A 21,615-nucleotide genomic window follows, 5' to 3' on the forward strand; every position below is an offset into this window, starting at 1 on the left:
TTGGAAAAGCGCTGAAAGAGGGCGCCGGTTGCAATTGTCCCTCAACCCGCCGGCGCCATAGACCGCGCAGCAGGGTCGAGATTGAAAGGGTATGGGGCTGTGAATGCGGGTTAACCCTTAACATCGACGCGTCGATCCGACCCGGACCGGCCCCTTCAGGCCTCCCGCGCCGCCCACCCGGCGGACGCGGCCAGGCGATTCTTTCGTCGGCGCGCCCCCACTGCCCCTATCCGGTTCCAAGGCAGGCGAGCGGCCACGATGCCCTTGCCTTTCATGACCTCAGAAGCTACCCCCACGGACGGCGCCGCGCCAGCTCCGGCGCGCACGCTCGACGCGCGCGACTACAAGACCCTGGCCCTGTCCGCACTCGGCGGCACGCTCGAGTTCTACGATTTCGTCATCTACGTCTTCTTCGCGACCGTGCTGGGCGCGCTGTTCTTCCCCGCCGACATGCCCGACTGGCTGCGCCAGCTGCAGACCTTCGGCATCTTTGCCGCGGGCTACCTCGCGCGGCCCGTGGGCGGCATCGTCATCGCGCACTTTGGCGACCTGCTGGGGCGCAAGCGCATGTTCACGCTGTCGATCTTCCTGATGGCGGCGCCCACGCTGGTGATCGGCCTCTTGCCCACCTACGCGAGCATCGGCGTCGCGGCGCCCCTGCTGCTGCTGGCGATGCGCGTGCTTCAAGGTGCGGCCATCGGCGGCGAGATGCCCGGTGCCTGGGTGTTCGTCGGCGAGCACGTGCCGGCGCGGCGCTACGGCTTCGGCATCGGCACGCTGACCTCGGGCATCACCGGCGGCATCCTGCTGGGCTCGCTGGTGGCCGTGGCCATCAACCGCTACTACGGGCCCGAGCAGGTGCACGACTTCGCCTGGCGTATTCCCTTCATCCTGGGCGGCGTGTTCGGGCTGTTCTCGGTCTACCTGCGGCGCTTTTTGCACGAGACGCCGGTTTTCAAGGAGCTGGCGGGCCGCAAGACGGTCGCCCGCGAGCTGCCGCTGCGCACCGTTCTGCGCGAGCACCGCCTGGCAAGCGTGTACGTGGGGCTGCAGACCTGGGTGCTGTCGGCGGCCATCGTCGTGGTGGTGCTGTACACGCCCACCTACCTGCAGAAGGTGCACCACATTCCGGCCGCGCTGGCGCTCGAAGCCAATGCGCTCGCCACGCTGACCCTGACCATCGGCTGCGTGATCGTCGGCTGGGCCAGCGACCGCATCGGCACGCGCGCCGTGATGCTGATCGGCTGGGGCGGCCTCTTTGCCACCGCCTATTTGTTCTACACCGGGCTGCCCGGCACGCCGGCCACGCTGTTCTGGCACTACGGGCTGGTCGGCCTGTTCGTGGGCACCATCGCCACGGTGCCGATCGCGGGCGTGCGGGCGTTTCCGGCGCCGGTGCGCTTCACGGGGCTTTCGTTCGCCTACAACATGTCCTATGCCGTCTTCGGCGGCCTGACGCCGGTGATTCTTACGCTCTGGCTGCAGCACGACCCCATGGCGCCTGCGCACTACGTCGCCGCGCTGGCGGCGCTGGGCTTCCTGCTGGCCCTGTGGCCCCTGGCCGCGCGCGGCCACCCGATGCGTGATGGCGCGCCGGCCGCAGGGAGCGCGACAATGTCGCGATGAGCACCACACGCCACGAACTGCTTCACGCATTCGACCTGCTGCTGGCCCCCGGGCGCTTCAAGGATTACGGACCCAACGGCCTGCAGGTCGAAGGGCGCACCGTGGTCCGCAAGATCGTCTCGGGCGTGACCGCCAGCCGCGCGCTGATCGAGGCCGCGATCCACGCCGAGGCCGATGCCATCTTCGTCCACCACGGCCTGTTCTGGCGCGGCCAGGACGGCTGCGTCACCGGTTGGATGAAGCAGCGTCTGGGCCTGCTGCTGGGCGACGACGTCAACCTGTTCGCCTACCACCTGCCGCTCGACGCGCACCCTGAGCTGGGCAACAACGCACAGCTCGGCCTGCAACTGGGGCTCGTGGCGCATCCGGGGTCGGCGGGGCGCTTCGGCGAACAGGAACTGGGCTTCCTGGGCGCGCGCGAAAACGGCGAGAACTTCGCCAGCGCGAAGGCCCTGGCGACCCATGTCGAGAAGGTGCTGAAACGGCCCGTCACGCTGGTCGACACGGCCCACCGCCCGATCAAGAACATCGCGTGGTGTACGGGCGGCGCCCAGGGCTACTTCGAGGCCGCCATTGCGGCCGGCGCCGATGCCTTCATCACCGGCGAGATTTCCGAGCCGCAGGCGCACTACGCGCGCGAGCTGGGCGTGGCCTTCCTGGCTTGTGGCCACCACGCCACCGAGCGCTACGGCGCGCAGGCCGTGGCGGCCCATGTGGCGGCGCAGCTCGGGCTGAAGCACGAGTTCATCGACATCGACAACCCGGCATGAAGGCGCCGATCGCGATCACGCTCGGCGACCCGGCCGGCATCGGCCCCGAGATCATTGCCAAGGCCTTCCGCGACGCGCCCGACGCCGTGCGCGGTGCGTTCGTGGCCGGCGACGTCGGCACGCTGCGCCGTGCGTCGCAGGCGCTCGCGGCGTCGGGGCGGCTGGCGTGGCCTGTCGTGGAGATCGCCAGCGTCGCCGAAGCGGCCACCGTGCCGCCCGGTTGCATCCCCGTGTTGCAGGTGATCGCGCCGCCCCAAGGCATCGAACAAGGGCGGATCAGCGCCGAGGCCGGCCGCGCGGCCGGCGACTGCGTGGTGTGGGCCGCGCGCGCCGCATTGCGCGGAGAGATCTCGGCCCTCGTCACCGCGCCGCTGCACAAGGAAGCGCTGGCCGCGGCCGGCTTTCCGTACCCCGGCCACACCGAGCTGCTGCAGGCCGAGGCCGCCGCTCACCTGGGCCGCACCGTGGCCGATGTGCCCGTGCGCATGATGCTGGCCAACGACGAGCTGCGCACCGTGCTCGTGAGCATCCACATGTCGCTGCGCGATGCCATCGAGGCCGTGCGCTTCGATAGCGTGCTGGACACGCTGCGCATCACCCATCGCGCGCTGACCCACGCTCTCGGCCGGCCGCCGCGCATCGGCGTGGCTGGGCTCAACCCGCATGCGGGCGAGGGCGGCCTGTTCGGTTCGGAAGAGCGCACCATCATCGCGCCGGCCATCGAGGCTGCACGCGCCGAGGGCATTGACGCCCACGGGCCCCATGCGCCCGACACCGTCTTCATGCGCGCGCGCGCCAAGGCTGGCGTGCCGTCCAGCGGCGAGTTCGACGTGGTGATTGCGATGTACCACGACCAGGGCCTGATCCCGGTCAAGTACCTCGGGGTGGAGAAGGGCGTGAACGTGACGCTCGGGCTGCCGCTGGTGCGGACCAGCCCCGATCACGGCACCGCGTTCGACATTGCGGGTCAGGGCGTGGCCGATGCGTCGAGCCTCGTCGAGGCGTTGCGCATGGCGCGAATGCTGGCCGGCGCCTGAGCGCGCGGCCAGAAAGGCTCAGGGGCGCTGCTTCAGGCTGTCGCGGATCTCGCGCAGCAGCGTGATGTCTTCAGGCGTGGCGGCCGGCGCTGCAGGAGCGGCCTCTTCGGTCTTGCGCAGCTTGTTGATCTGCTTGACCATGATGAAGATGATGAAGGCGAGGATCACGAAATTGACAGCAATCGTGATGAAGTTGCCGTACGCCAGCACGGGCACGCCGGCTTTCTTCAGCTCCGCCAGCGTGTTCGTCACGCCCGGCGGCACCGTGCCCAAGGTCACGTAGAGGTTCGAGAAGTCGAGCTTGCCGAACACCAAGCCCACGAGCGGCATGATGATGTCGGCCACGAGCGAGTCGACGATCTTGCCGAACGCCGCTCCGATGATCACGCCGACGGCGAGGTCGACGACGTTGCCCTTGACGGCAAACTCCTTGAATTCGCTGAGGATGCTCATGATTCAGTAAGGGGTCTGAAGACCTGCAGTTGAAAGGGTTGTCAGTATGCCTCTGGAAGCTGGCCGGCAAGACAGGCGGGCGCGCCGGGTGATGCTGGGCCGCAACTGAGGAAGGACCGCCGGCGGCTCCCGCCTGGAGCGGGCGGAGGGTACCCAATTTCCGTGGCTGACTGTTGCCGACTGCGCTTTGGAACGTCTTGTTTCCAATTTCGAGGGATGGGTAGAACCAGCCGGGCGTGTCGCGTTTTACGCTCGGAAAGAGGGCCCGAGGGCCTTGGACAGCCCGTCCGGAAGCATCCTGGAACGCAGGCACAGCCCCATTGACAGTGCACTGCACTGGTACGATGAGAGGGGAGCAGTGGGGAGCGGCCGCGCGAAATCGACCTTCAAGACTTCTGTTTGTCAGAGCGCATTCGTCCCGAATGCGCCGAGTTCTTGCGTGATCCAGCGACGAATTCTGCACCTTTGCCGCCTGAATATTCCAGTTTCAGCGCGACTATGGCTATTCAAATTTTTACATAAATGGTGCCGCGTAGTGGTGGCGATCACAAGTGTTTGAAAAAGAAGCGCGATACAACAGAACGGATGTGCGAGCCTCGCATGCCTCCGGGAATTGTTCTTTCGCCGCTTCATTGTTGTTGATACGACTGACTGACTGACTTTCAAGGGACCTGAATTGAGAAGAGATGCGAAAGCCCTCGCGTGGGTAGCGCTTGCCGGCGCGGTGTTGCTCCAGGGCTGTGCCGTGGTGCCCGGTATGGGGTCGGTGGAGCCGTACGAAGCGGGCGGCGAGTTGCCGTCCCAGTTCCGCTACCTTCCCGACGAAGCGCCTGAAGGCGAAATCACGCCTATCTCACTGGCGCTGGTGCGTACGTTGGCGGAGGTGTCGCCGAAGGGCGTGCCGCCTGAGGTGCAGGCGCTGTTTGGCAAGGGCGCGCGCTACACCATCGGGTCGGGCGACGTTGTGGGTGTGATCGTGTACGACCACCCTGAACTGCTGCCCAACGCGGGTGCCGTGATTTCGCAGTCGGCTGACCCGACTGGCGTGCAGGTGGCACCGGGCTTCATCGTCGATGCAGACGGCGAAATCGCCTTTCCATATATCGGCCGCGTGCGCGTGGCTGGCTTGAGCGAAGGCGATGCTTCCGACCTGATTGGCAAGCTTCTGCGGCCGCATGTTCGCGATCCGCAGGTGACGGTGCGTATTCAGTCTTTCAGAAGTCGGCGTGCTTATTTGGAAGGCGAAGTACGCACGCCGGGCTCGCAGATCTTCACCGACGTGCCCATGACGTTGAGCGAGGCGATCAACCGCGCTGGCGGGATGACGTCCAATGCCAACCAGTCGGCCGTCACCCTCATCCGCGATGGCCGTTCGGTTCCCATCGACATGACCCGACTGCGCGAAGCGGGCTACGACGGGAACGGCATTCCCCTGAAGAACGGCGACACCATTCGTGTGGCGCACCGGGAGGACTCGAAGGTCTTCGTCATGGGCGAAATCATGGCGCCGGTCGCCCTGTCCATGCGCAGCAATGGTCGCTTGAGCTTGAGCGAGGCGTTGGGTGAGGCCGGGGGACCGATGACAACGACCTCCAACGCTGGCCAGATCTACGTGATTCGCCAAGGCGCGACCGGCGCACCGGCCATCTTTCATTTGAATGCCAAGAACCCGGCAACGATGGCACTGGCAAGCCAGTTCCGGTTGCAGTCGCAGGACGTCGTGTACGTCGATCCGGTGCCACTGGTCAAGTGGAACCGCGTGGTCAGCTTGATCCTGCCATCCGCTACGGTGGTCAACAACGCGAGCGAGGTTTACAGCAGGCATCGCTAATCGAGTCTGGATCCAAGCCGAGTTTTCGAAGTTCACGGCGTGGTCCAAGTTGCTCTGAAATCAGCGGCCGCGAATGCGGTGCGGCGACATGACTCTTCTCAGAGCCTGTCGCCAATTTTTCGTCTCCAGTGCTTTCAACATGCAAGTCATTCAATCAACTCAACCTATCGCGATCATCGGTCTCGGCTACGTGGGCCTTCCCCTTGCCGTGGAGTTCGGCAAGAAGCGACAAGTGATCGGCTTCGACATCAATGCCAAACGCATCGCAGACTTGCAGCGGGGGCACGACCGCACTCTTGAAACGACTGCTGACGAGTTGACGGCGGCCAACCAATTGGCATTCACCTCACAGGCCGATGATCTGCGCGATTGCACTGTATTCATCGTGACAGTCCCCACGCCGATCGACAGCGCGAACCGTCCCGATTTGACGCCACTGATCAAGGCCAGCGAAACCGTTGGAAAGGTGATGCGAGCAGGCGCCATTGTGATTTTCGAGTCGACGGTATATCCCGGCGCCACCGAGGAGGTGTGTGTTCCGGTTCTCGAGAAATTCAGCGGCAAGAAGTTCAATGTGGATTTTTTCTGCGGTTACAGCCCCGAGCGCATCAACCCCGGTGACAAGGAGCACCGCCTGCCCAGCATCAAGAAGGTAACCAGCGGCAGCACGCCGGAAGTCGCCGAGGCTGTAGATCAGATGTACCGTCAGATCATTACCGCGGGCACTCACAAGGCCAGCAGCATCAAGGTGGCCGAAGCTGCCAAGGTGATCGAGAACACGCAGCGTGATGTGAACATTGCGCTGATGAACGAGTTGAGCCTCATTTTTCACAGGCTTGGCATCGACACGCTTGAAGTGCTGCAGGCAGCCGGCACCAAGTGGAACTTCCTGCCTTTTCGTCCGGGACTGGTGGGTGGGCACTGTATTGGCGTGGATCCGTATTACCTCACCCACAAGGCGGTCGAGGTTGGTTACCACCCGGAAGTGATCCTGGCCGGTCGCCGGATCAACGACAACATGGCGAGCCATGTCGCGGACGAAGTCATCAAGCTGATGCTGCGCAAGAACGTGCCGGTTTTGGGCAGCAAGGTGCTGGTGCTGGGCCTGACCTTCAAGGAAAACTGCCCCGACGTGCGCAACACCAAGGTGGTGGATATCGTGCGCACCTTGCAAGGCTACAACACCCAGGTGGACGTGTTTGACCCATGGGTTGATGCCGTTGAGGCCGAGCACGAATATGGCCTGCAATGTTTGCCCGATCTGCCTGTAGATGGTGAGTACGCGGCCATCGTTCTTGCTGTTGGTCACCAGCAATTCGTCGCCTTGGGCGAGTCGGGCATCAAGGCCTTGGGTCAACCCGGCGCCGTACTGTTTGACGTCAAGAGCATCTTGCCCTTGGGCGCAGCGGACGGTCGACTCTAAATCTGAAGACATTGGCATGAGCAATATCACCCAAGAACAACCCTCCGCATTCGATTTACTGAAGTCCCGCCTCGTAGGTGAACCGCACACTTGGCTCGTAACTGGAGTAGCTGGCTTCATCGGCAGCAACTTGTTGGAAGTCCTGCTCAAGCTGAACCAGCGTGTCGTTGGACTAGATAACTTTGCGACAGGCTATCAGCACAATCTCGACGAAGTGCAGTCTTCGGTTAGCCCGACGCAGTGGGCCAACTTCCGCTTTATTCAGGGCGACATCCGTAGCTTGGACGACTGCCAGCGCGCCTGCGTGGAGGTGGACTATGTGCTCCATCAGGCCGCTTTGGGTAGTGTTCCGCGCAGCATGGCTGACCCTATCACCAGCAATAGCGTCAACATCACAGGCTTTCTCAACATGCTTGTGGCCGCGCGTGATGCGAAAGTCACGAGTTTTACTTATGCCGCTAGCAGCAGCACCTATGGGGATCATCCAGCGTTGCCCAAGGTTGAAGACACCATCGGCAAGCCACTCAGTCCATATGCCGTGACCAAGTATGCGAATGAGCTGTATGCGGACGTATTTGCGCGTTGTTACGGGTTTAACGCCATTGGGTTGAGGTATTTCAATGTGTTTGGAAAAAGACAGAGTCCCAATGGGGCTTATGCGGCAGTTATTCCGAAGTGGACGGCATCCCTTTTGAAGCGTGAGGTTGTTCGCATCAATGGCGATGGAAAAACGAGTCGCGATTTTTGTTATATCGAAAACGCCATTCAAGCCAATCTCTTGGCAGCCACCACCGATAACTTAGAGGCGAAAAATCAGATCTATAACGTTGCGGTAGGTGGTCGAGCGACACTCAATGAGCTCTTTGCGTTGCTTCGCGATGAGTTGGTTGAGCACGGAGTTAAGCCTGATGCCCAGCCGATGTACCAAGATTTTCGAGCAGGTGATGTGCGCCACAGCCAAGCAGATATCAGCAAGGCGGCGCGCTTGCTGGGCTACCAGCCCAGTCATACCTTGGCAGAAGGCATCCCCGGTGCAGTCGCATGGTACTCATCCCATGCGGAGCTCCTTGGTGTATGAGCCGCCTTGTCATTGACAGCGCTGGTGTCATCTTTGGGGCACAGGGAGGCGAGCACGCCTCTGGAAACAACTTGCCCACGGAGCAGGCCGCGGTATTGCAAACGACCAACCTGCCTGACTGATGCGCCTCTCCCACATTACCTGGAACCTGGGGGGGCTGGCGTTGCCGCTAGGGGTGGCTGCGCTCACCGTTCCGTCTCTTATCGCGAGGCTCGGGCACGAGCGCTTTGGCTTGTTGGCACTGGCCTGGGGTCTGATCGGTTATGCCGGAGCCATGGACTTGGGGTTGGGGCGTGCGTTGACGCAAATGGTTGCCCGTTTGCGAGGGGAAAAAAACTACGCGAGCATTCCCGACGTATTGATGACGACGGGACGCATCACGCTCGTTACCGGGCTCATCGGCGGTGTACTGATTGCGGTGATCGCCCTGGCGGGAGGGCATCGCTGGATTCGTGTGGAAGCTACGTCATCTCATGAAATTCTAGTGGCCATGCTCCTGCTTGCCGTAGCGTTGCCGGCCCAGGCCATGAGCGCGACTTATCGTGGCTTGAACGAGGCTTTTTTGAATTTCAGGGGAATTAGTTTACTGAGGGCTGCGCTGGGTGTTGTGAATTTCGCCGGGCCCTATGCCATTTCTTTTTTTACGACACAACTGCCTTGGTTGGTGGCGTCTCTGGTCGTTAGTCGTTTGCTGGCTTTGTTTGCTTATCGCCGGCTCGCTCTTCGATGCATGCAAAAAGAATTGGAAGTTCAGGGGCGAGCCAAATACTCCAGCACGATTGCACGTTCATTGTTTTCATTTGGCGGATGGGTAACGATTAGCAGCATTGCCAGTCCCATATTGGTGCAGGCTGATCGCTTTGTGATTGGAGCCACGTTGTCGGCCGCCGCAGTTTCTGTGTATGTCCTGCCCTACGAGGTTGTTGTTCAAAGTTTGATTTTGGTTGGCGCCGTGTCCTCAGTGATGTTTCCGGGCTTAACGAAGATTATTCAAGAGCAGCCAACCTTGTGGCGGGGTTATTTCAACAAATGGTTGGCGCGAGTCGCGGCATTGATGTTTCTTGTTTGCTTGACTTTGGCAATCTTGTTGCCTGTTTTGTTGCCGTTGTGGATCAAAGACGGCTTGAATCCAGAGTCAATCTTGATTGGGCAGGTGCTTTGCATTGGTGTTTTGGCTAATGCGATAGGCTCAATGTTTTATGCACTTTTGCATGCGCAAGGAAAGTCTTCTGTCACCGCAAAAATCCATCTGCTTGAATTGCCTTTTTTCTTGATTTTGTTGATGATTGCGATTGATCGCGTTGGGGTGCTCGGAGCTGCATGGGCATGGGTTATTCGGATGACGGTAGACGCAGCTGCACTTGCTTGGATGGCAAGAAATAGGTAAACAGTATGCGAAAGATTTTTAAGTCGTCTGTTTTCCTTCTTCTTGTCAGCGCAATCGTTTTCCCGACGGTCTTTTCTGAAGCGAAGCTCGTGCTCTTGATTGCAGCCGTTTTTTCTGCACTAAACTTGATGCTTCGGAAACCCATCGCGATACGAAGGGAATCTGAGCTTCTTTGGATAGCATTTCCCTTGCTAGGGCTTTTGTGGTCTTTGTATGGGGTGGCGGTTGGCAATCCGGGGGCTGTTCGCGTTTTAAGTGTAATGTTTGTCTATCCGATAATTTTTCCAATTTTGGCATTTTGCTATAAAAATGGAGATCAGGATGGACTGGTTAGGTCAATGAGGGTGTCGGCTCTTCTTTTGATTGTATTGAATTTTTCATATATATATTATTCCACTTTTGGCGGTGGAGGGTGGATTGTTGATTTTATGCAGGGGCTATTTGATGAGGCTGCTGTTGTGGATGATGCGAGTGATTATTTTAAATTCACATTGCCAAACGTTTCCTCGCTCCTGTTTTTGATTCCTTTTTTTCTTGCGTCGGTGCTGACAAATTATTCGGATCGAAAGATTTTGGATGGATTGTTGACCGTCGGATTAATCATTATCGGCGTCTTGTCTGGGAGGCGTGCGCTAATGATTTCTGTTTTTCTTGGGCCAATTTTGGCTTATTTTTTGACGTGGCGAAGCCAGAAGAAGAGCGGCAGGCGTGCCGGTGTAAGTAGATTTGTTGGTCCGTTGATTTTGTCGTGCGTTCTGGGGTTTGTTATTTATTGGTTTTTTATGTCATTTGATCGCGCTGAATTTTATCAAGTTCAGTTGCTTTCAATTTTTGACTTTGAGGGTAATGAGAGTAATGTGGAGCGACGATTGCAGTTCAATGCGCTTTTGCAAGGGTTGCAAGAGAGCATTTTTTTTGGCGAAGGGGCAGGTGCTGCTGCAAGTTATTCTAGATCGACAGAGCAACCTTGGGCATATGAACTTTCCTATCTTGCCTTTGCGTTCCAGTATGGCCTGATTGGATTTTCTATCTACGCGGCAGGCGTGCTCTTCATGGTTTCCCGGTTGATCAAGATAGTAAACTTCGTTGGTCGAAAAGACTTTGTCTTTTGTGTTCTTTGTGGGTTTTTCTCTTTTTTGATTGCTAATGCAACAAATCCATATCTTAGTAAGTTTGACTATATGTGGGTATTCTTTATTCCGTTCGCGCTTATGAATCTTGGTGCACCGAAAAGTGCAGGACAGCTTCGATGATTGATGTTGTTGTTGTTAATTGGAATGCGGGGAATCAATTGATTGATTGTGTTGAATCTATTGATCGACATGCGCGGGAATTGACCTCTCAGATTTTTGTGGTGGATAATGCTTCCACCGACAACTCCTGGAAATTTGTTGAAGATTTTCCTGGTGTGAAGCTGATTCATGCAGGGGAAAATCTTGGCTTTGGTCGGGCGTGCAATTTGGGGGCGAGAAATAGCAAAGCACAATATTTGCTTTTTCTAAATCCAGATGCGGCTCTGCGTGAAAATTCGCTGCAGAGAGCATTGAAATTCATGGCTGATCCAGCTAATTCTCAAGTGGGAATTTGTGGCGTACAGCTAGTGGATGAGTCCGGTCATGTAGCGCGCAGTTGCGCGCGCTTTCCTTCTGCTGCGGCCTTCAGCGCGCACGCGCTTGGCTTGGATCGCGTATTTCCCGCACTGGGAGTTCACATGACCGAATGGAGCCATGAGGAAGTACGGGATGTAGACCATGTCATTGGGGCCTTCTTCCTGGTTCGGCGCAGTTTGTTTGATGCGTTACACGGATTCGACGAGCGATTCTTTGTTTATCTGGAGGATGTGGATTTCTCCCGTCGGGCTCATCTTTCTGGTTGGCACAGCGTGTATCTGGCCGACGTGCAAGCCTTTCATGCGGGAGGCGGAACGTCGCGGCAGGTGAAGGCGCGGCGATTGTTCTATTCGTTGCGCAGTCGTCTGTTGTATGCGTGCAAGCATTTCTCGTGGCCAGGGGCTGCCTTGGTCTTGTTTGTGACGCTGGCCCTTGAGCCCATTTCCCGTTCGGTCTTGGCCTTGGTCCGTCGTTCGTGGACGGGTTTTCGAGAGACCTGGACTGCTTATGGCCTCTTGTGGCGATGGTTGCCTCAATGGGCCCTCAGGGGGGTGACCCGTTGAAGCCGATCAAGGTCTTGGCACTGACCAAGTACGGGCGCGTTGGCGCCTCTTCTCGTATGCGGTCCTGGCAGTACCACCCTTGGCTTGAGCGTGCCGGGATTCAGGTGACTGCTCAAGCCTTGTTGTCGGATGAGCAATTGGGTGACCGCTACCAGCGTGGTGCTTATCGCTCGTCGGACTTGATGCGAGCCTATACAGCGCGCCTGCGGGCCATGCAGAGGCGGCAGGAATTCGACGTTGTCTGGATCGAAAAAGAGGCACTGCCGTGGGTGCCGGTTTGCCTCGAGCGAGTCTTGTTGCGCGGCACGGCTTATGTGCTCGACTATGACGATGCCATTTTCCACAACTACGATCTGCATCGCTGGAGTTGGGTCCGCAGAGGCTTTGGGCGGCGTTTGGACAAGCTGATGGCAACGGCCCGCTTGGTCGTCGGCGGGAATGGCTACCTGGCACAGCGTGCACGAGATGCAGGTGCACCGTGGGTGGAAGTGATTCCCACGGTGATCGATCTGGACAGATATGTGGTCAGGTCGAATAGGCCCGAGGGCGTTCCAACAGTCGTGTGGATTGGGTCCCCTTCGACGTCGCGATATTTGAGCGAACTAGCAACTCCCTTGGCAACATTGGCGCAACGTATCCCGTTCAAGCTGCGCGTAATCGGAATCGAGCTGGAGATCAAAGGCGTTGAGGTGGAGTGCATACCCTGGACAGAGGCATCCGAGGTTGCGGCCATCGCAGAGTGCGATGTTGGGGTGATGCCGCTATCTGACTCACCGTGGGAGCGGGGCAAATGCGGCTACAAGTTGATTCAGTACATGGCTTGCGGCTTGCCAGTGGTGGCAAGTCCTGTCGGTGTCAATATCGAGATCGTGAAGGAGGGTGAGAACGGCTGGCTGGCCGGTACTGCGGACGACTGGGTGGCGCGTCTGCAGCATTTACTAAGTGATCAAGCTGCCCGGGAGCGTATGGGGCAAGCGGGCAGGGCGAAGGTTGAAGCTTCGTATTGCATTCAGAAGACGGCACCAAGAATGGTCCAGTTGCTTCAACTCGTTGCGCAAGGGAGATAGTGTGTGTGGTTTTTCGGGATTTTTAGGGAATTGGAACGACGTCGCTACTCCTGATGCGGTATTGCGTCGAATGACCGACGCAATTGCTCATCGCGGCCCGGATTCAGATGGCCATTGGTTTGACGAGGCGGCGGGTATTGCGATGGGTCACCGCCGTTTGGCGATCGTGGATTTGTCCCCCGCTGGGGCGCAACCCATGGTGTCGGCCAGTGGGCGGTGGGTGTTGATCTTCAATGGTGAGATATACAACCACTTGGACCTGCGCGTCGAACTTGGGCAGCATCAGGGTGGGCTTGCATGGCGAGGGCATTCAGACACCGAAACGTTATTGGCCTGTTTCGATCGCTGGGGCATTCGCGCCACGGTCGAGCGGTCGATCGGCATGTTCGCTTTTTCCGTTTGGGACAGGCAGGCACGCACACTCACACTCGCGCGCGATCGCTTGGGCGAGAAGCCGCTTTACTATGGCTGGCAGGGCCGAGGCCGTGCTGCGGTGTTCCTGTTCGGCTCCGAATTGAAAGCACTGCACGCCCACCCGGCGTTCGGTGCGCAAATCAATCGAGATGCTCTGTGCTTGTTCATGCGACACAACAATGTGGGTGGGCACCATTCGATTTACGAGGGCATTCACAAGCTTTTGCCTGGCAGCCTCTTGAGCGTGTCGCAGGCTGCTCCTGAGCCCGCCTTCCAGACCTACTGGTCGAGTGCAGCGGCAGCGCAGCGCGGCATGGCTCAGCGGTTCGAAGGCAGCCCAACAGAGGCTGTCGATGAACTGGAGGTCTTGCTCAAAGATGCGGTGCGACGACAGATGATGGCGGACGTGCCGCTTGGCGCCTTCCTTTCGGGTGGGGTCGATTCCTCTACCGTGGTCGCGCTGATGCAGACGCAAGCCAGTCGTCCGGTGAAGACCTTCTCGATCGGTTTTCACGAGGCAGCTTACAACGAGGCTGAGCACGCCAAGGCAGTGGCTCAACACCTTGGCACCGAGCACACCGAGATGTATGTCACGCCAGAGCAGGCTCTGGCCGTCATTCCGAGTCTGCCCGGCCTCTATTGCGAGCCGTTTGCCGACTCTTCGCAAATTCCCACGTTCTTGGTGAGCCAGCTTGCGCGTCGCCACGTCACTGTGTCGCTCTCAGGTGACGCCGGAGACGAATTGTTTTGCGGCTACAACCGCTACTCGCTTGCTGCGAGTTTGTGGCATCGGCTGTCGGCCGTGCCGCAGCCGATGCGGCGTATGGTGGCCCGTGGGCTCACGAGCGTGTCGCCAGGGCGCCTGGACCGAATTGCTGCTCATACCCCCCTCGGGCGTCGCTGGGCGAATGTTGGGGACAAGTTGCACAAGGGGGCGGGTGTGATGACGGCCAGCTCGGTGGCTGAACTCTATCGCAGCATGGTCTCTCATTGGCTTCGTCCTGAAGACGTGGTGCTGGGCGGCACTGAGCCAACCACTGCGCTCAATGACTCGGCGCCGGCTCTGGCCGGGCTAGGCGACATCGAACGCATGATGGCTCTCGACCTCCAGACCTATCTGCCCGATGACATTCTGGCCAAGGTGGACCGGGCTGCCATGGGGGTGAGCTTGGAAACGCGTGTGCCTTTTCTTGATCACCGCGTGGTGGAGTTCGCATGGCAGCTGCCCATGGAATACAAACTGAGTGACGAAAACAAGGGCAGCACGACCAAGTGGGCCTTGCGGCAGGTATTGTTCAGGCATGTGCCCAAGGCACTGATTGAGCGCCCCAAGATGGGCTTTGGCGTGCCCATTGCCGATTGGCTGCGCGGCCCGCTGCGCCCTTGGGCAGAAGATCTGCTCAGCGAGGCGCGCCTGAAACGCGACGGCTATTTCAATCCCGCGCCGATTCGCAAAAAATGGGCCGAGCATGTGAGTGGTCAGCGCAACTGGCAGCAGCAACTGTGGTGCGTGCTGATGTTTCAGGCATGGTTGACAGAGCAGGTGCCGGTGACACCATGAAGCGATTGATGTTCGTCATTTCGGAAGACTGGTACTTCGTTTCCCATCGTCTTCAATTGGCGTTGCACGCGAAGGCCGCAGGGTATCGCGTCGCCGTCTTGTGCCGCATTTCGAGTCACGCCGAATTGCTCGAAAAATCGGGCATCGAGGTTTTTCCGTGGTTCTTGGAACGGCGCTCCAAGAACCCGTTAACCGAATGGCGGGCATTGAAAGAAGTGCGAGCCGCCATCCACGTATTTCAGCCTGACGTTTTGCACGCAGTGGCACTTAAGCCCGTCCTGTACAGCGCAATGGCAGGTAAGTCCAAAAAATCTGGGGGCAGAGTGTTTGCACTCGCGGGCTTGGGATACGTGTTCTCCTCGCAGAAGATGCTCGCACGGTGCTTGCGCCCGTTCATCGTCCAAGCGTTCCGCGCCGCATTTCGCAATCCGGCCACACGTCTGATTTTGCAGAACCCGGACGACGCGCAGGTGCTGTCGGATGCGAAGGTCATTGCGCCCGAAAGAATTCGCCTGATTCGTGGCGCGGGTGTGGATACGAGTGCGTTCCCCGCGACATTGGAGTCCGACCAGCAGATGCTCGTCGTGCTGCCGGGGCGGATGCTGTGGGACAAGGGCGTGGCCGAGTTTGTGGAGGCCGCGAGGCTCTTGCAACAACGCGGCATCCGTGCGCGATTCGCTTTGGTGGGCGGCCGCGATGATCACAACCCATCATGCGTTCCGCTGCAGACCCTGAAAGCCTGGGAGGCGGAAGGTGTGGTCGAGTACTGGGGAAATCGCAACGACATGCCCGCGGTGCTGGCCGAGGCCCACGTGGTGTGTCTGCCTTCCTATCGTGAAGGATTGCCCAAAGCGCTGCTCGAAGCCGCCAGCAGTGCAAGGCCGATCGTCACGTTCGACGTGCCCGGCTGTCGGGAGGTCGTGGTTCATGGCAAGAATGGTCTCCTGGTTCCGTTCGGTGACGTCCCGGCCTTGGCCGATGCCCTCAAGATGCTGATGGCCGATCGTGCGATGCGAGAGCAGATGGGCGCCCAAGGGCGTCTGATGGTCGAGCGGGAGTTCTCGCAGGAATTTGTTGCGGCGAAAACCATGCAGGTGTGGGAGGAGGTGGTCGCGTGAGGGTTCTTGTCACCGGTGGGACCGGCTTCGTAGGAGGTGCGCTCATTCAACAGTTGATCGTTAGCGCTTCGACTGAAGGGGGGAGGCCTGCGGCCTCGTTCGACATCGTTGCCGGAGTCCGGCAACCGAGCCAGCGTCTGCCAGAGGCGATCAAACAGTGCGCGGTAGGCGATTTGTCCCGCGACACCGACTGGAGCGAAGCACTGCGAGGTGCCGATGCAGTCGTCCATTGCGCTGCCCGGGTGCACGTGATGCAAGACACTGCGGAAGATCCGCTGAGCGCCTTCCGTTCCGTGAATGTTGAAGGTACGCTGAACCTGGCTCGGCAGGCTGCAGCGGCGGGGGTGAGACGTTTTGTCTTTGTCAGCTCAATCAAAGTAAACGGCGAAGCGACGGCGGTCGGGCAGCCTTTTCGGGCGGATGATTCCCCGGCGCCGCAGGATGCCTATGGAATCTCCAAGCACGAAGCGGAGGCAGGTCTGCGTCAGCTGGCCATTGATTCGGGAATGGAAGTGGCCATAGTTCGTCCGCCGTTGGTCTACGGGCGCGGCGTCGGGGCGAACTTCCGAGCCATGATGGGCGCGGTCGCGCGTCGCTTGCCCCTGCCGTTGGCGCTCATCAAGCACAACCGCCGGAGTATGGTGGCGCTGGGCAACCTGGTCGATCTGCTGTTTATCTGCATATCTCATCCGGCCGCCGCCAACCGGACTTTTCTGGTCTCGGATGGGGAAGACCTCTCGACATCTCAATTGCTACAGCGCCTCGGGCAGGCGATGGGGCGACCGGCGCGGCTTGTACCTGTGCCGGTGAGCTGGCTGGAGTGCGGCGCGGCCTTACTGGGCCGGCGAAGTGTCGCACAGCGGCTCTGCGGTTCGCTGCAGGTGGATATCTCGGACACAAGACAACGACTGGGATGGGTGCCGCCTCTCAGTGTCGACGAGGGTTTGAAGAGGGCGACAGAAGGGTATTTGAATGAAGCGTCTGTTTGATTTGATTCTTGCACTGTGTGCGGCCATAGTGTTGTTGCTGCCGGTAGCCCTCGTTGCGCTGGCTGTACGTCTCACGTCGCGTGGCCCAGCCCTCTATTGGTCCGACCGCGTTGGCAGTAATAACCGGATCTTCAAAATGCCGAAGTTCCGAAGCATGCGAGTGGGCACGCCTGCGGTCGCCACGCACCTGCTGTCCGACCCCAAGGTGTACCTGACGCCCATCGGCCCTTTTCTCCGCAAGAGCAGCCTCGATGAGCTGCCGCAGTTGTGGAGCATCCTGGTCGGTGACATGAGTTTTGTCGGGCCGCGCCCGGCACTGTTCAATCAAGCAGACCTGATCGAGCTGCGGACCCGGCGTGGCGTGCATCTGTTGGTGCCGGGCCTCACTGGTTGGGCCCAGGTCAATGGGCGCGACGAGTTGCCGATCCCGGTGAAGGTCCAGTTCGATGTCGATTATCTTCAGCGCCAGTCTTTGGGATTCGATATCCGCATTCTTTGGCTTACCTTCGTCAAAGTGCTCAGGCGCGATGGCGTGACGCATTGAGTACAAGGATGACGATGAAGCGTTTGCTGATCATTGGCACGGGTGGTCACGGCCGCAGCATTGCGGAGGCGGTCTTGTTGCGCGACGACTATCTGTTGGCGGGCTTTCTCGACGACGCGGCCGAGTCCGAGCAACGCTTGTGGGAATGGCCGGTGTGGGGAAAGACCTCTTTGCTGAGCGCATGCAGGGACCGGGTCGATGCGGTGTTCGTGGCCATCGGCAACAACGCGCTGCGCGAAGCCTTGCACGAGCGTGTGCAGGAGCAGGGGCTGGCCTTGGCAACGGTGCTTCACCCGACTGCCACCATATCGCCGAGGGCCGCTGTGGGGCAGGGCTGCGCTGTCATGGCTGGCGCGGTCGTGGGCACCGGCGCTCAACTGGGCGAAGGCGTGATAGTGAACTGTGGCGCGGTAGTCGATCATGACTGCACAGTGGAGCCGTTCGGCCATCTGGGCGTAAATGCGGGAATGGCCGGTAGCAGCGTGCTCGGGCGTTGTGCGTGGATGCCTGCGGGCTCAACGCTCGCCTATGGGGTCAAGGTTTCTGCAGGGCGTGTACTGCGAGCGGGCGAAGTGGTCGATGCTTGACGATGCCGGTGCCTGAAAGAGTGGCAAGCAGATGAAGTCGAAAATCGGCCTCCTATCGCGCTGGATTTTTTGGGCCTGTGCTTTCGCGATTCTTGTGCTTTCGCTCGCGCCGCCCTCGACGCCCATGCCTACTACGGGCTGGGATAAGAGCAACCATGTGCTGGCCTTCGCGACGCTGGCCTTCTTTGCGCACCAGGCCTGGCCTGGGCGCATATCGCTGGTAGTGCCGAGCCTGCTGGCTTACGGTGCGCTCATTGAGGTGTTGCAGTCTTTCACGCCTGATCGATACGCCGAATGGAGCGACCTTTGGGCTGACGGCCTAGGTCTGCTCATCGGGGAAGTCTTCGTGCGGCTGGCGCGGTGGCTGGCGGCTCGGCGACAAACCGGTCGCTGATTTTCCTTGCGTTTCAGAGGCTCGCTGGAGGAGCCGATGGAGATGGCTCGGCCTTGACCGCGTCCTGCTGTCTATTCCGAAGCCGCTCCAGCTTCTTTGTACTTGTATTCGGTGTAGCGGTAGCCACCGTACTTATAGCCATAGCTGCCATAGTGCCTGCGCGAAAGGTCCATGCCGTTGAAGACCACGCCGTTGACTTGCTGGCCCGCATGCGCGAGGCGCTTGACGCTCTCATTCAACTCGCCCAATTGAGTCAGGTTGTCACGGGCGACCAGCAGCACAGCACCTGCATGAGCAGCGACTGCCGCGGCATCGGCAGCCACCAGCACCGGCGGGCTGTCGATCACCACCAAGTCGTAGCGTTCCGAGAAGTCGTTCAGTAGTTCACCCAGTGCAGATGACAGCATCATGTTCGCGGGGTTGAAGGGATAGGCGCCGGTCGTCAGGACATCGAGGTTTGGGATCACTTGGGCATGGATCGCCTGCTCGGGCGTCATGTCGCCCGCCAGCACATCTGCCAAGCCGCCCTTGCGCGGAAGCCCGAAGGCTTTTTGAAGATGTCCCTTGCGCAGGTCGGCGTCGATCAGCAGGACGCGCTTGCCGGCCTGCGCCATGATGACGGCGAAATTGCCGGAGACGAAACTCTTGCCCACACCAGGCGTAGCGCCGGTGATGAGTACGCGGTTGTTGCCGCTCTCCATCAAAGTCAGTTGCAGGGACACGCGCAGATTGCGCAGGCTCTCGATGGCAAGGCTCTCGGGAGAGGTTACTGCCAGCAATTGCACGCCCTTCGCGCCGCCGGCTATGTGTTCCAGAATCGTTTCCTGCTCGATGGCCAGTGGCACGACGGAATAGACGTTGAGGCCGAGGCGGTCCTCGATTTCCTGTGGGTTGCGAATGCCGCTCGAGAGCTTGCTACGCAGGATGGCAAATGCAATGCCAGCCAGCAGCCCCAGCACCAGAGACAGTGCGATGACCAGCGGCTTCTGCGGTTTGACCGCCTTTCTGGGCTCGACGGCTATGTCGAGCAGTCGCACATTGCCGATCTTGCCCTCCTTCACGAGCCGCAGCTGCAGCGAACTGTCGAGCATCGACTTGTAGAGCTCGCCATTGACGCGGACGTCGCGCTCCAAGCGGAGCGCATCACGTTGCACGGTCGGCATAGCGCTGACCTTCGTTTCGAGGCTGTTGATCTCATGGCGGATGGCCGCAATTTGACCATCGAGCATCTGAACCTTCGGATTGCTCGCGGTGAAGCGCGACAGGAGCTCTCGCCGCAGTTGCTCGGACTCAAGCAATTTTGTCTGGAGCTGCACCGACAGTGACAATGCCGCTTTTGCCTCTTCGTCGAAGGCCACAGTGCCATTCTGATTGCGGAAGCGAGCGTAGGAGTCCTCTGAGTTTTCCAGTTGCCGCTTGAATTCAGGCAGCTGTCGGTCAAGGAACTCGATGGTCTTCTCTGCCTCGGCAGCCTTCCGCTCGACATTTTGGCGCACGTACTGGGTACCAATCTCGTTGAGCGTGCGACGCAGACGATCACGATCGCTGTCTTCGAGAGAGACGCTGATCACATTCGATTGCTTGCCTTGTTCGCCAAGTTGCACACGTTTCTGCAAGTCTTCAATCGTGGCCAGCAGCGATGCACGCGAAACAAGGAATTCGGCGCCAGGCTTGCCGTCGAGCCGCGAAACCACCAATGTGATCGTCCCATCCTGCACCTGTTGGTTCAGGACCTTCCCGACGGTCCCGGTCAACGGTTCGGTGAGGTCGGGGTGGCTCAGCGTGTACTGACCACCCGCCATTGCGGTAATGGTGAAAGGCTTCTGATCTTCCAGCGCGGAAGGTACGTCAAATTTAGCAATGTCGACGGATTCGGTGCCAGAAACGTACCCTCCCATGCCAAGAAAACCCGGGCTCGACAGTTCTTTCGCGCGCCTGGAGAGCCATTCGCCGATAAACGGCAAATAGCGCGGCTGTGCATCGATGTACAGCTGCTTCGCCTCAACGGCTCCTCCAATGACCATCCGAGAACGGATGATTTGAATTTCGCCGGTGGCCGGCGTTTTCACATCAAAAAGACTTGCGGTGTCGCCGAGAAAATTCTTGGCGTCGGGGGCGGCATCTTCGACCTGAATCAGAAGGTTGGATTGATAGATCGGTGTGGCCAGGAGTGCGTAAGCCGTACCGATCGCGAGGGCGACCGCGGTGATGCCCGCCACCAGCCACTTGCGATCGAGCAGGATATCGAAGTACTCGGACAGATGAATTGCATCGTCGTCATCGTCACGTGCAAGTGCTGAGGAGGGGGCCGTTGTGGAGGCAGAAGGGATCATGAGAGTTTGCGAATGCGTTCTGCCCAGGCTTGGGCGCCATCGGCGATGAGTTGCAGGGCCTGCTCGAAGGCCGGGCGGCCCATGCGATATGGATCGGGAATATCAACGCGTGCGACTTCGCCCAATCGGAACAGTTTGCCCCGGGTCAGCGGATGGCGCTGACCGATGTGAATCCGCTGGGCTTCATCCATCGCAAGAATAAGATCGGCCTGCTGGCACATCTGTCCTGTGAGTTGGCGCGCACGGTGGCCCTCGATGTCGATGCCGCGTGCAGCCATTAATTTGCGTGCGATCGGATCTGCGGGGTGACCGACCAGAGCGCCCGTCCCGGCAGACGTGACTTGAACCTGTGGCAATGCTGCAGCGATCAGTGCTTCCCCCATGGGACTGCGACAGATGTTGCCAATGCATACCACCAGAACGGATTTCATGAGACTTGGCTCCCTGCGAAGGCTTGTGCCTCTGTTGTCAGACTCAACGTATTGCGTGCCGCGTACTTCATATCCAGCATGAATCATGCGTCGTACAGAAACTCCCTCACCAATTCTTGGTTGAGCGATTGGATCGCGCCATCTAGACAAGAGAGATAAAGGCTGGGCACGCCCTTGGCATTGTAGTCAGGGCGTTTGTGGCTACTGCCCGGTGCTGTTGCCACGCGGCGGGCATTCTCTGCACCCCGCATCGATCTTGGTCGCAAGGGTGCAGTGGGTCGAAGGCGCGGATGAGCGCTCCGTGACCAAAGTCATGTCGATGCACAAGATACAAAAAATGACATCTTGAATGTCGCGAATCCCCTGAATTGGGGGGGAGGGGTGGGTACCCTTCGCGGA

At 59.4% G+C, this 21,615-nt stretch carries 19 protein-coding genes; 16 read left to right on the forward strand and 3 right to left on the reverse strand.

What is annotated here, in order from left to right; all coding sequences use genetic code 11:
• The first annotated feature begins 273 nt into the window (after positions 1–273).
• Genes CLU95_RS20635 through pdxA form a run of 3 tightly spaced genes read left to right on the forward strand, consistent with a single transcriptional unit; the run spans position 274 to position 3,433 of the window.
• Complete coding sequence (locus tag CLU95_RS20635; protein WP_099797406.1) at positions 274–1,626, forward strand: MFS transporter; 1,353 nt, start codon at positions 274–276, stop codon at positions 1,624–1,626.
• Entirely contained in the window at positions 1,623–2,396 is a 774-nt protein-coding gene (locus CLU95_RS20640; protein ID WP_062473645.1) for a Nif3-like dinuclear metal center hexameric protein, read from the forward strand. The genes CLU95_RS20635 and CLU95_RS20640 overlap by 4 nt, the downstream gene beginning before the upstream one ends.
• A complete protein-coding gene (gene pdxA, locus CLU95_RS20645; RefSeq protein WP_099795321.1) occupies positions 2,393–3,433 on the forward strand; it encodes a 4-hydroxythreonine-4-phosphate dehydrogenase PdxA in 1,041 nt (346 codons plus the stop codon). Before CLU95_RS20640 ends, pdxA begins: the two co-directional genes overlap by 4 nt.
• Before the next feature lie 18 nt (positions 3,434–3,451).
• On the opposite strand, the gene mscL is transcribed toward pdxA, so the two are convergent.
• Complete coding sequence (gene mscL, locus CLU95_RS20650) at positions 3,452–3,886, reverse strand: large conductance mechanosensitive channel protein MscL (RefSeq protein WP_099795322.1); 435 nt, start codon at positions 3,884–3,886, stop codon at positions 3,452–3,454.
• A gap of 757 nt (positions 3,887–4,643) precedes the next feature.
• On the opposite strand from mscL, the gene CLU95_RS20655 reads away from it, so the two are divergent.
• The 13 genes from CLU95_RS20655 to CLU95_RS20710 all read left to right on the forward strand — a co-directional run bounded on the left by CLU95_RS20655 (position 4,644) and on the right by CLU95_RS20710 (position 18,452).
• A complete protein-coding gene (locus tag CLU95_RS20655; protein WP_099795323.1) occupies positions 4,644–5,717 on the forward strand; it encodes a polysaccharide biosynthesis/export family protein in 1,074 nt (357 codons plus the stop codon).
• 139 nt (positions 5,718–5,856) lie between these two features.
• A complete protein-coding gene (tviB, locus tag CLU95_RS20660; RefSeq protein ID WP_099797407.1) occupies positions 5,857–7,140 on the forward strand; it encodes a Vi polysaccharide biosynthesis UDP-N-acetylglucosamine C-6 dehydrogenase TviB in 1,284 nt (427 codons plus the stop codon).
• 16 nt (positions 7,141–7,156) lie between these two features.
• On the forward strand, positions 7,157–8,218 hold the full coding sequence (locus CLU95_RS20665; RefSeq protein WP_099795324.1) for an NAD-dependent epimerase/dehydratase family protein: 1,062 nt from the start codon (positions 7,157–7,159) through the stop codon (positions 8,216–8,218).
• A gap of 121 nt (positions 8,219–8,339) precedes the next feature.
• Positions 8,340–9,605, forward strand: a complete 1,266-nt coding sequence (locus CLU95_RS20670) for an oligosaccharide flippase family protein (protein ID WP_099795325.1) — start codon at positions 8,340–8,342, stop codon at positions 9,603–9,605.
• A 5-nt stretch (positions 9,606–9,610) separates the two neighbouring features.
• Positions 9,611–10,858 carry a hypothetical protein gene (locus CLU95_RS30710; protein WP_143606027.1) on the forward strand — a complete coding sequence of 416 codons (1,248 nt, stop codon included), beginning with the start codon at positions 9,611–9,613 and terminating at the stop codon, positions 10,856–10,858.
• Positions 10,855–11,778: a glycosyltransferase family 2 protein gene (locus tag CLU95_RS20675; RefSeq protein ID WP_099797408.1), complete on the forward strand. Its 924-nt coding sequence runs from the start codon at positions 10,855–10,857 to the stop codon at positions 11,776–11,778. The genes CLU95_RS30710 and CLU95_RS20675 overlap by 4 nt, the downstream gene beginning before the upstream one ends.
• The gene (locus CLU95_RS20680) at positions 11,775–12,845 is read left to right on the forward strand and encodes a glycosyltransferase family 4 protein (RefSeq protein ID WP_257214683.1); all 1,071 of its coding nucleotides are present in this window, start codon (positions 11,775–11,777) and stop codon (positions 12,843–12,845) included. The genes CLU95_RS20675 and CLU95_RS20680 overlap by 4 nt, the downstream gene beginning before the upstream one ends.
• A 1-nt stretch (position 12,846) precedes the next feature.
• The gene (gene asnB / locus CLU95_RS20685; RefSeq protein WP_099795326.1) at positions 12,847–14,820 is read left to right on the forward strand and encodes an asparagine synthase (glutamine-hydrolyzing); all 1,974 of its coding nucleotides are present in this window, start codon (positions 12,847–12,849) and stop codon (positions 14,818–14,820) included.
• The gene (locus tag CLU95_RS20690) at positions 14,817–15,938 is read left to right on the forward strand and encodes a glycosyltransferase family 4 protein (RefSeq protein ID WP_099795327.1); all 1,122 of its coding nucleotides are present in this window, start codon (positions 14,817–14,819) and stop codon (positions 15,936–15,938) included. The genes asnB and CLU95_RS20690 overlap by 4 nt, the downstream gene beginning before the upstream one ends.
• Positions 15,935–16,927, forward strand: a complete 993-nt coding sequence (locus CLU95_RS20695; RefSeq protein ID WP_099795328.1) for a UDP-glucose 4-epimerase family protein — start codon at positions 15,935–15,937, stop codon at positions 16,925–16,927. The genes CLU95_RS20690 and CLU95_RS20695 overlap by 4 nt, the downstream gene beginning before the upstream one ends.
• Positions 16,911–17,471, forward strand: coding sequence for a sugar transferase (locus CLU95_RS20700; RefSeq protein WP_099795329.1), 561 nt, complete (start codon positions 16,911–16,913; stop codon positions 17,469–17,471). Before CLU95_RS20695 ends, CLU95_RS20700 begins: the two co-directional genes overlap by 17 nt.
• A 14-nt stretch (positions 17,472–17,485) precedes the next feature.
• The gene (locus CLU95_RS20705) at positions 17,486–18,058 is read left to right on the forward strand and encodes an acetyltransferase (protein WP_257214684.1); all 573 of its coding nucleotides are present in this window, start codon (positions 17,486–17,488) and stop codon (positions 18,056–18,058) included.
• Positions 18,059–18,089: 31 nt separating this feature from the next.
• Entirely contained in the window at positions 18,090–18,452 is a 363-nt protein-coding gene (locus tag CLU95_RS20710; protein ID WP_099795331.1) for a VanZ family protein, read from the forward strand.
• A 71-nt stretch (positions 18,453–18,523) separates the two neighbouring features.
• Here the strand turns inward: CLU95_RS20710 and CLU95_RS20715 are convergent, their stop codons facing one another.
• Entirely contained in the window at positions 18,524–20,785 is a 2,262-nt protein-coding gene (locus CLU95_RS20715) for a polysaccharide biosynthesis tyrosine autokinase (protein ID WP_099795332.1), read from the reverse strand.
• Complete coding sequence (locus tag CLU95_RS20720; protein WP_099795333.1) at positions 20,782–21,216, reverse strand: low molecular weight protein-tyrosine-phosphatase; 435 nt, start codon at positions 21,214–21,216, stop codon at positions 20,782–20,784. Before CLU95_RS20720 ends, CLU95_RS20715 begins: the two co-directional genes overlap by 4 nt.
• Between the last annotated feature and the right edge of the window lie 399 nt (positions 21,217–21,615).

The sequence above is a fragment of the Variovorax sp. 54 genome (assembly GCF_002754375.1).
Classification (GTDB): domain Bacteria; phylum Pseudomonadota; class Gammaproteobacteria; order Burkholderiales; family Burkholderiaceae_C; genus Variovorax.

What these genes read in the sequence shown, in the direction of transcription:
- CLU95_RS20690 (WP_099795327.1), top strand. Translation starts at nt 14,817, where the DNA reads ATGAAGCGATTGATGTTCGTCATTTCGGAAGACTGGTACTTCGTTTCC.
- CLU95_RS20640 (WP_062473645.1), top strand. Translation starts at nt 1,623, where the DNA reads ATGAGCACCACACGCCACGAACTGCTTCACGCATTCGACCTGCTGCTG.
- CLU95_RS20655 (WP_099795323.1), top strand. Translation starts at nt 4,644, where the DNA reads ATGGGGTCGGTGGAGCCGTACGAAGCGGGCGGCGAGTTGCCGTCCCAG.
- CLU95_RS20700 (WP_099795329.1), top strand. Translation starts at nt 16,911, where the DNA reads ATGAAGCGTCTGTTTGATTTGATTCTTGCACTGTGTGCGGCCATAGTG.
- CLU95_RS30710 (WP_143606027.1), top strand. Translation starts at nt 9,611, where the DNA reads ATGCGAAAGATTTTTAAGTCGTCTGTTTTCCTTCTTCTTGTCAGCGCA.
- tviB (WP_099797407.1), top strand. Translation starts at nt 5,857, where the DNA reads ATGCAAGTCATTCAATCAACTCAACCTATCGCGATCATCGGTCTCGGC.
- CLU95_RS20720 (WP_099795333.1), bottom strand. Translation starts at nt 21,216, where the DNA reads ATGAAATCCGTTCTGGTGGTATGCATTGGCAACATCTGTCGCAGTCCC.
- pdxA (WP_099795321.1), top strand. Translation starts at nt 2,393, where the DNA reads ATGAAGGCGCCGATCGCGATCACGCTCGGCGACCCGGCCGGCATCGGC.
- CLU95_RS20715 (WP_099795332.1), bottom strand. Translation starts at nt 20,785, where the DNA reads ATGATCCCTTCTGCCTCCACAACGGCCCCCTCCTCAGCACTTGCACGT.
- CLU95_RS20670 (WP_099795325.1), top strand. Translation starts at nt 8,340, where the DNA reads ATGCGCCTCTCCCACATTACCTGGAACCTGGGGGGGCTGGCGTTGCCG.
- CLU95_RS20705 (WP_257214684.1), top strand. Translation starts at nt 17,486, where the DNA reads ATGAAGCGTTTGCTGATCATTGGCACGGGTGGTCACGGCCGCAGCATT.
- CLU95_RS20665 (WP_099795324.1), top strand. Translation starts at nt 7,157, where the DNA reads ATGAGCAATATCACCCAAGAACAACCCTCCGCATTCGATTTACTGAAG.
- CLU95_RS20710 (WP_099795331.1), top strand. Translation starts at nt 18,090, where the DNA reads ATGAAGTCGAAAATCGGCCTCCTATCGCGCTGGATTTTTTGGGCCTGT.
- mscL (WP_099795322.1), bottom strand. Translation starts at nt 3,886, where the DNA reads ATGAGCATCCTCAGCGAATTCAAGGAGTTTGCCGTCAAGGGCAACGTC.
- CLU95_RS20635 (WP_099797406.1), top strand. Translation starts at nt 274, where the DNA reads ATGACCTCAGAAGCTACCCCCACGGACGGCGCCGCGCCAGCTCCGGCG.
- CLU95_RS20675 (WP_099797408.1), top strand. Translation starts at nt 10,855, where the DNA reads ATGATTGATGTTGTTGTTGTTAATTGGAATGCGGGGAATCAATTGATT.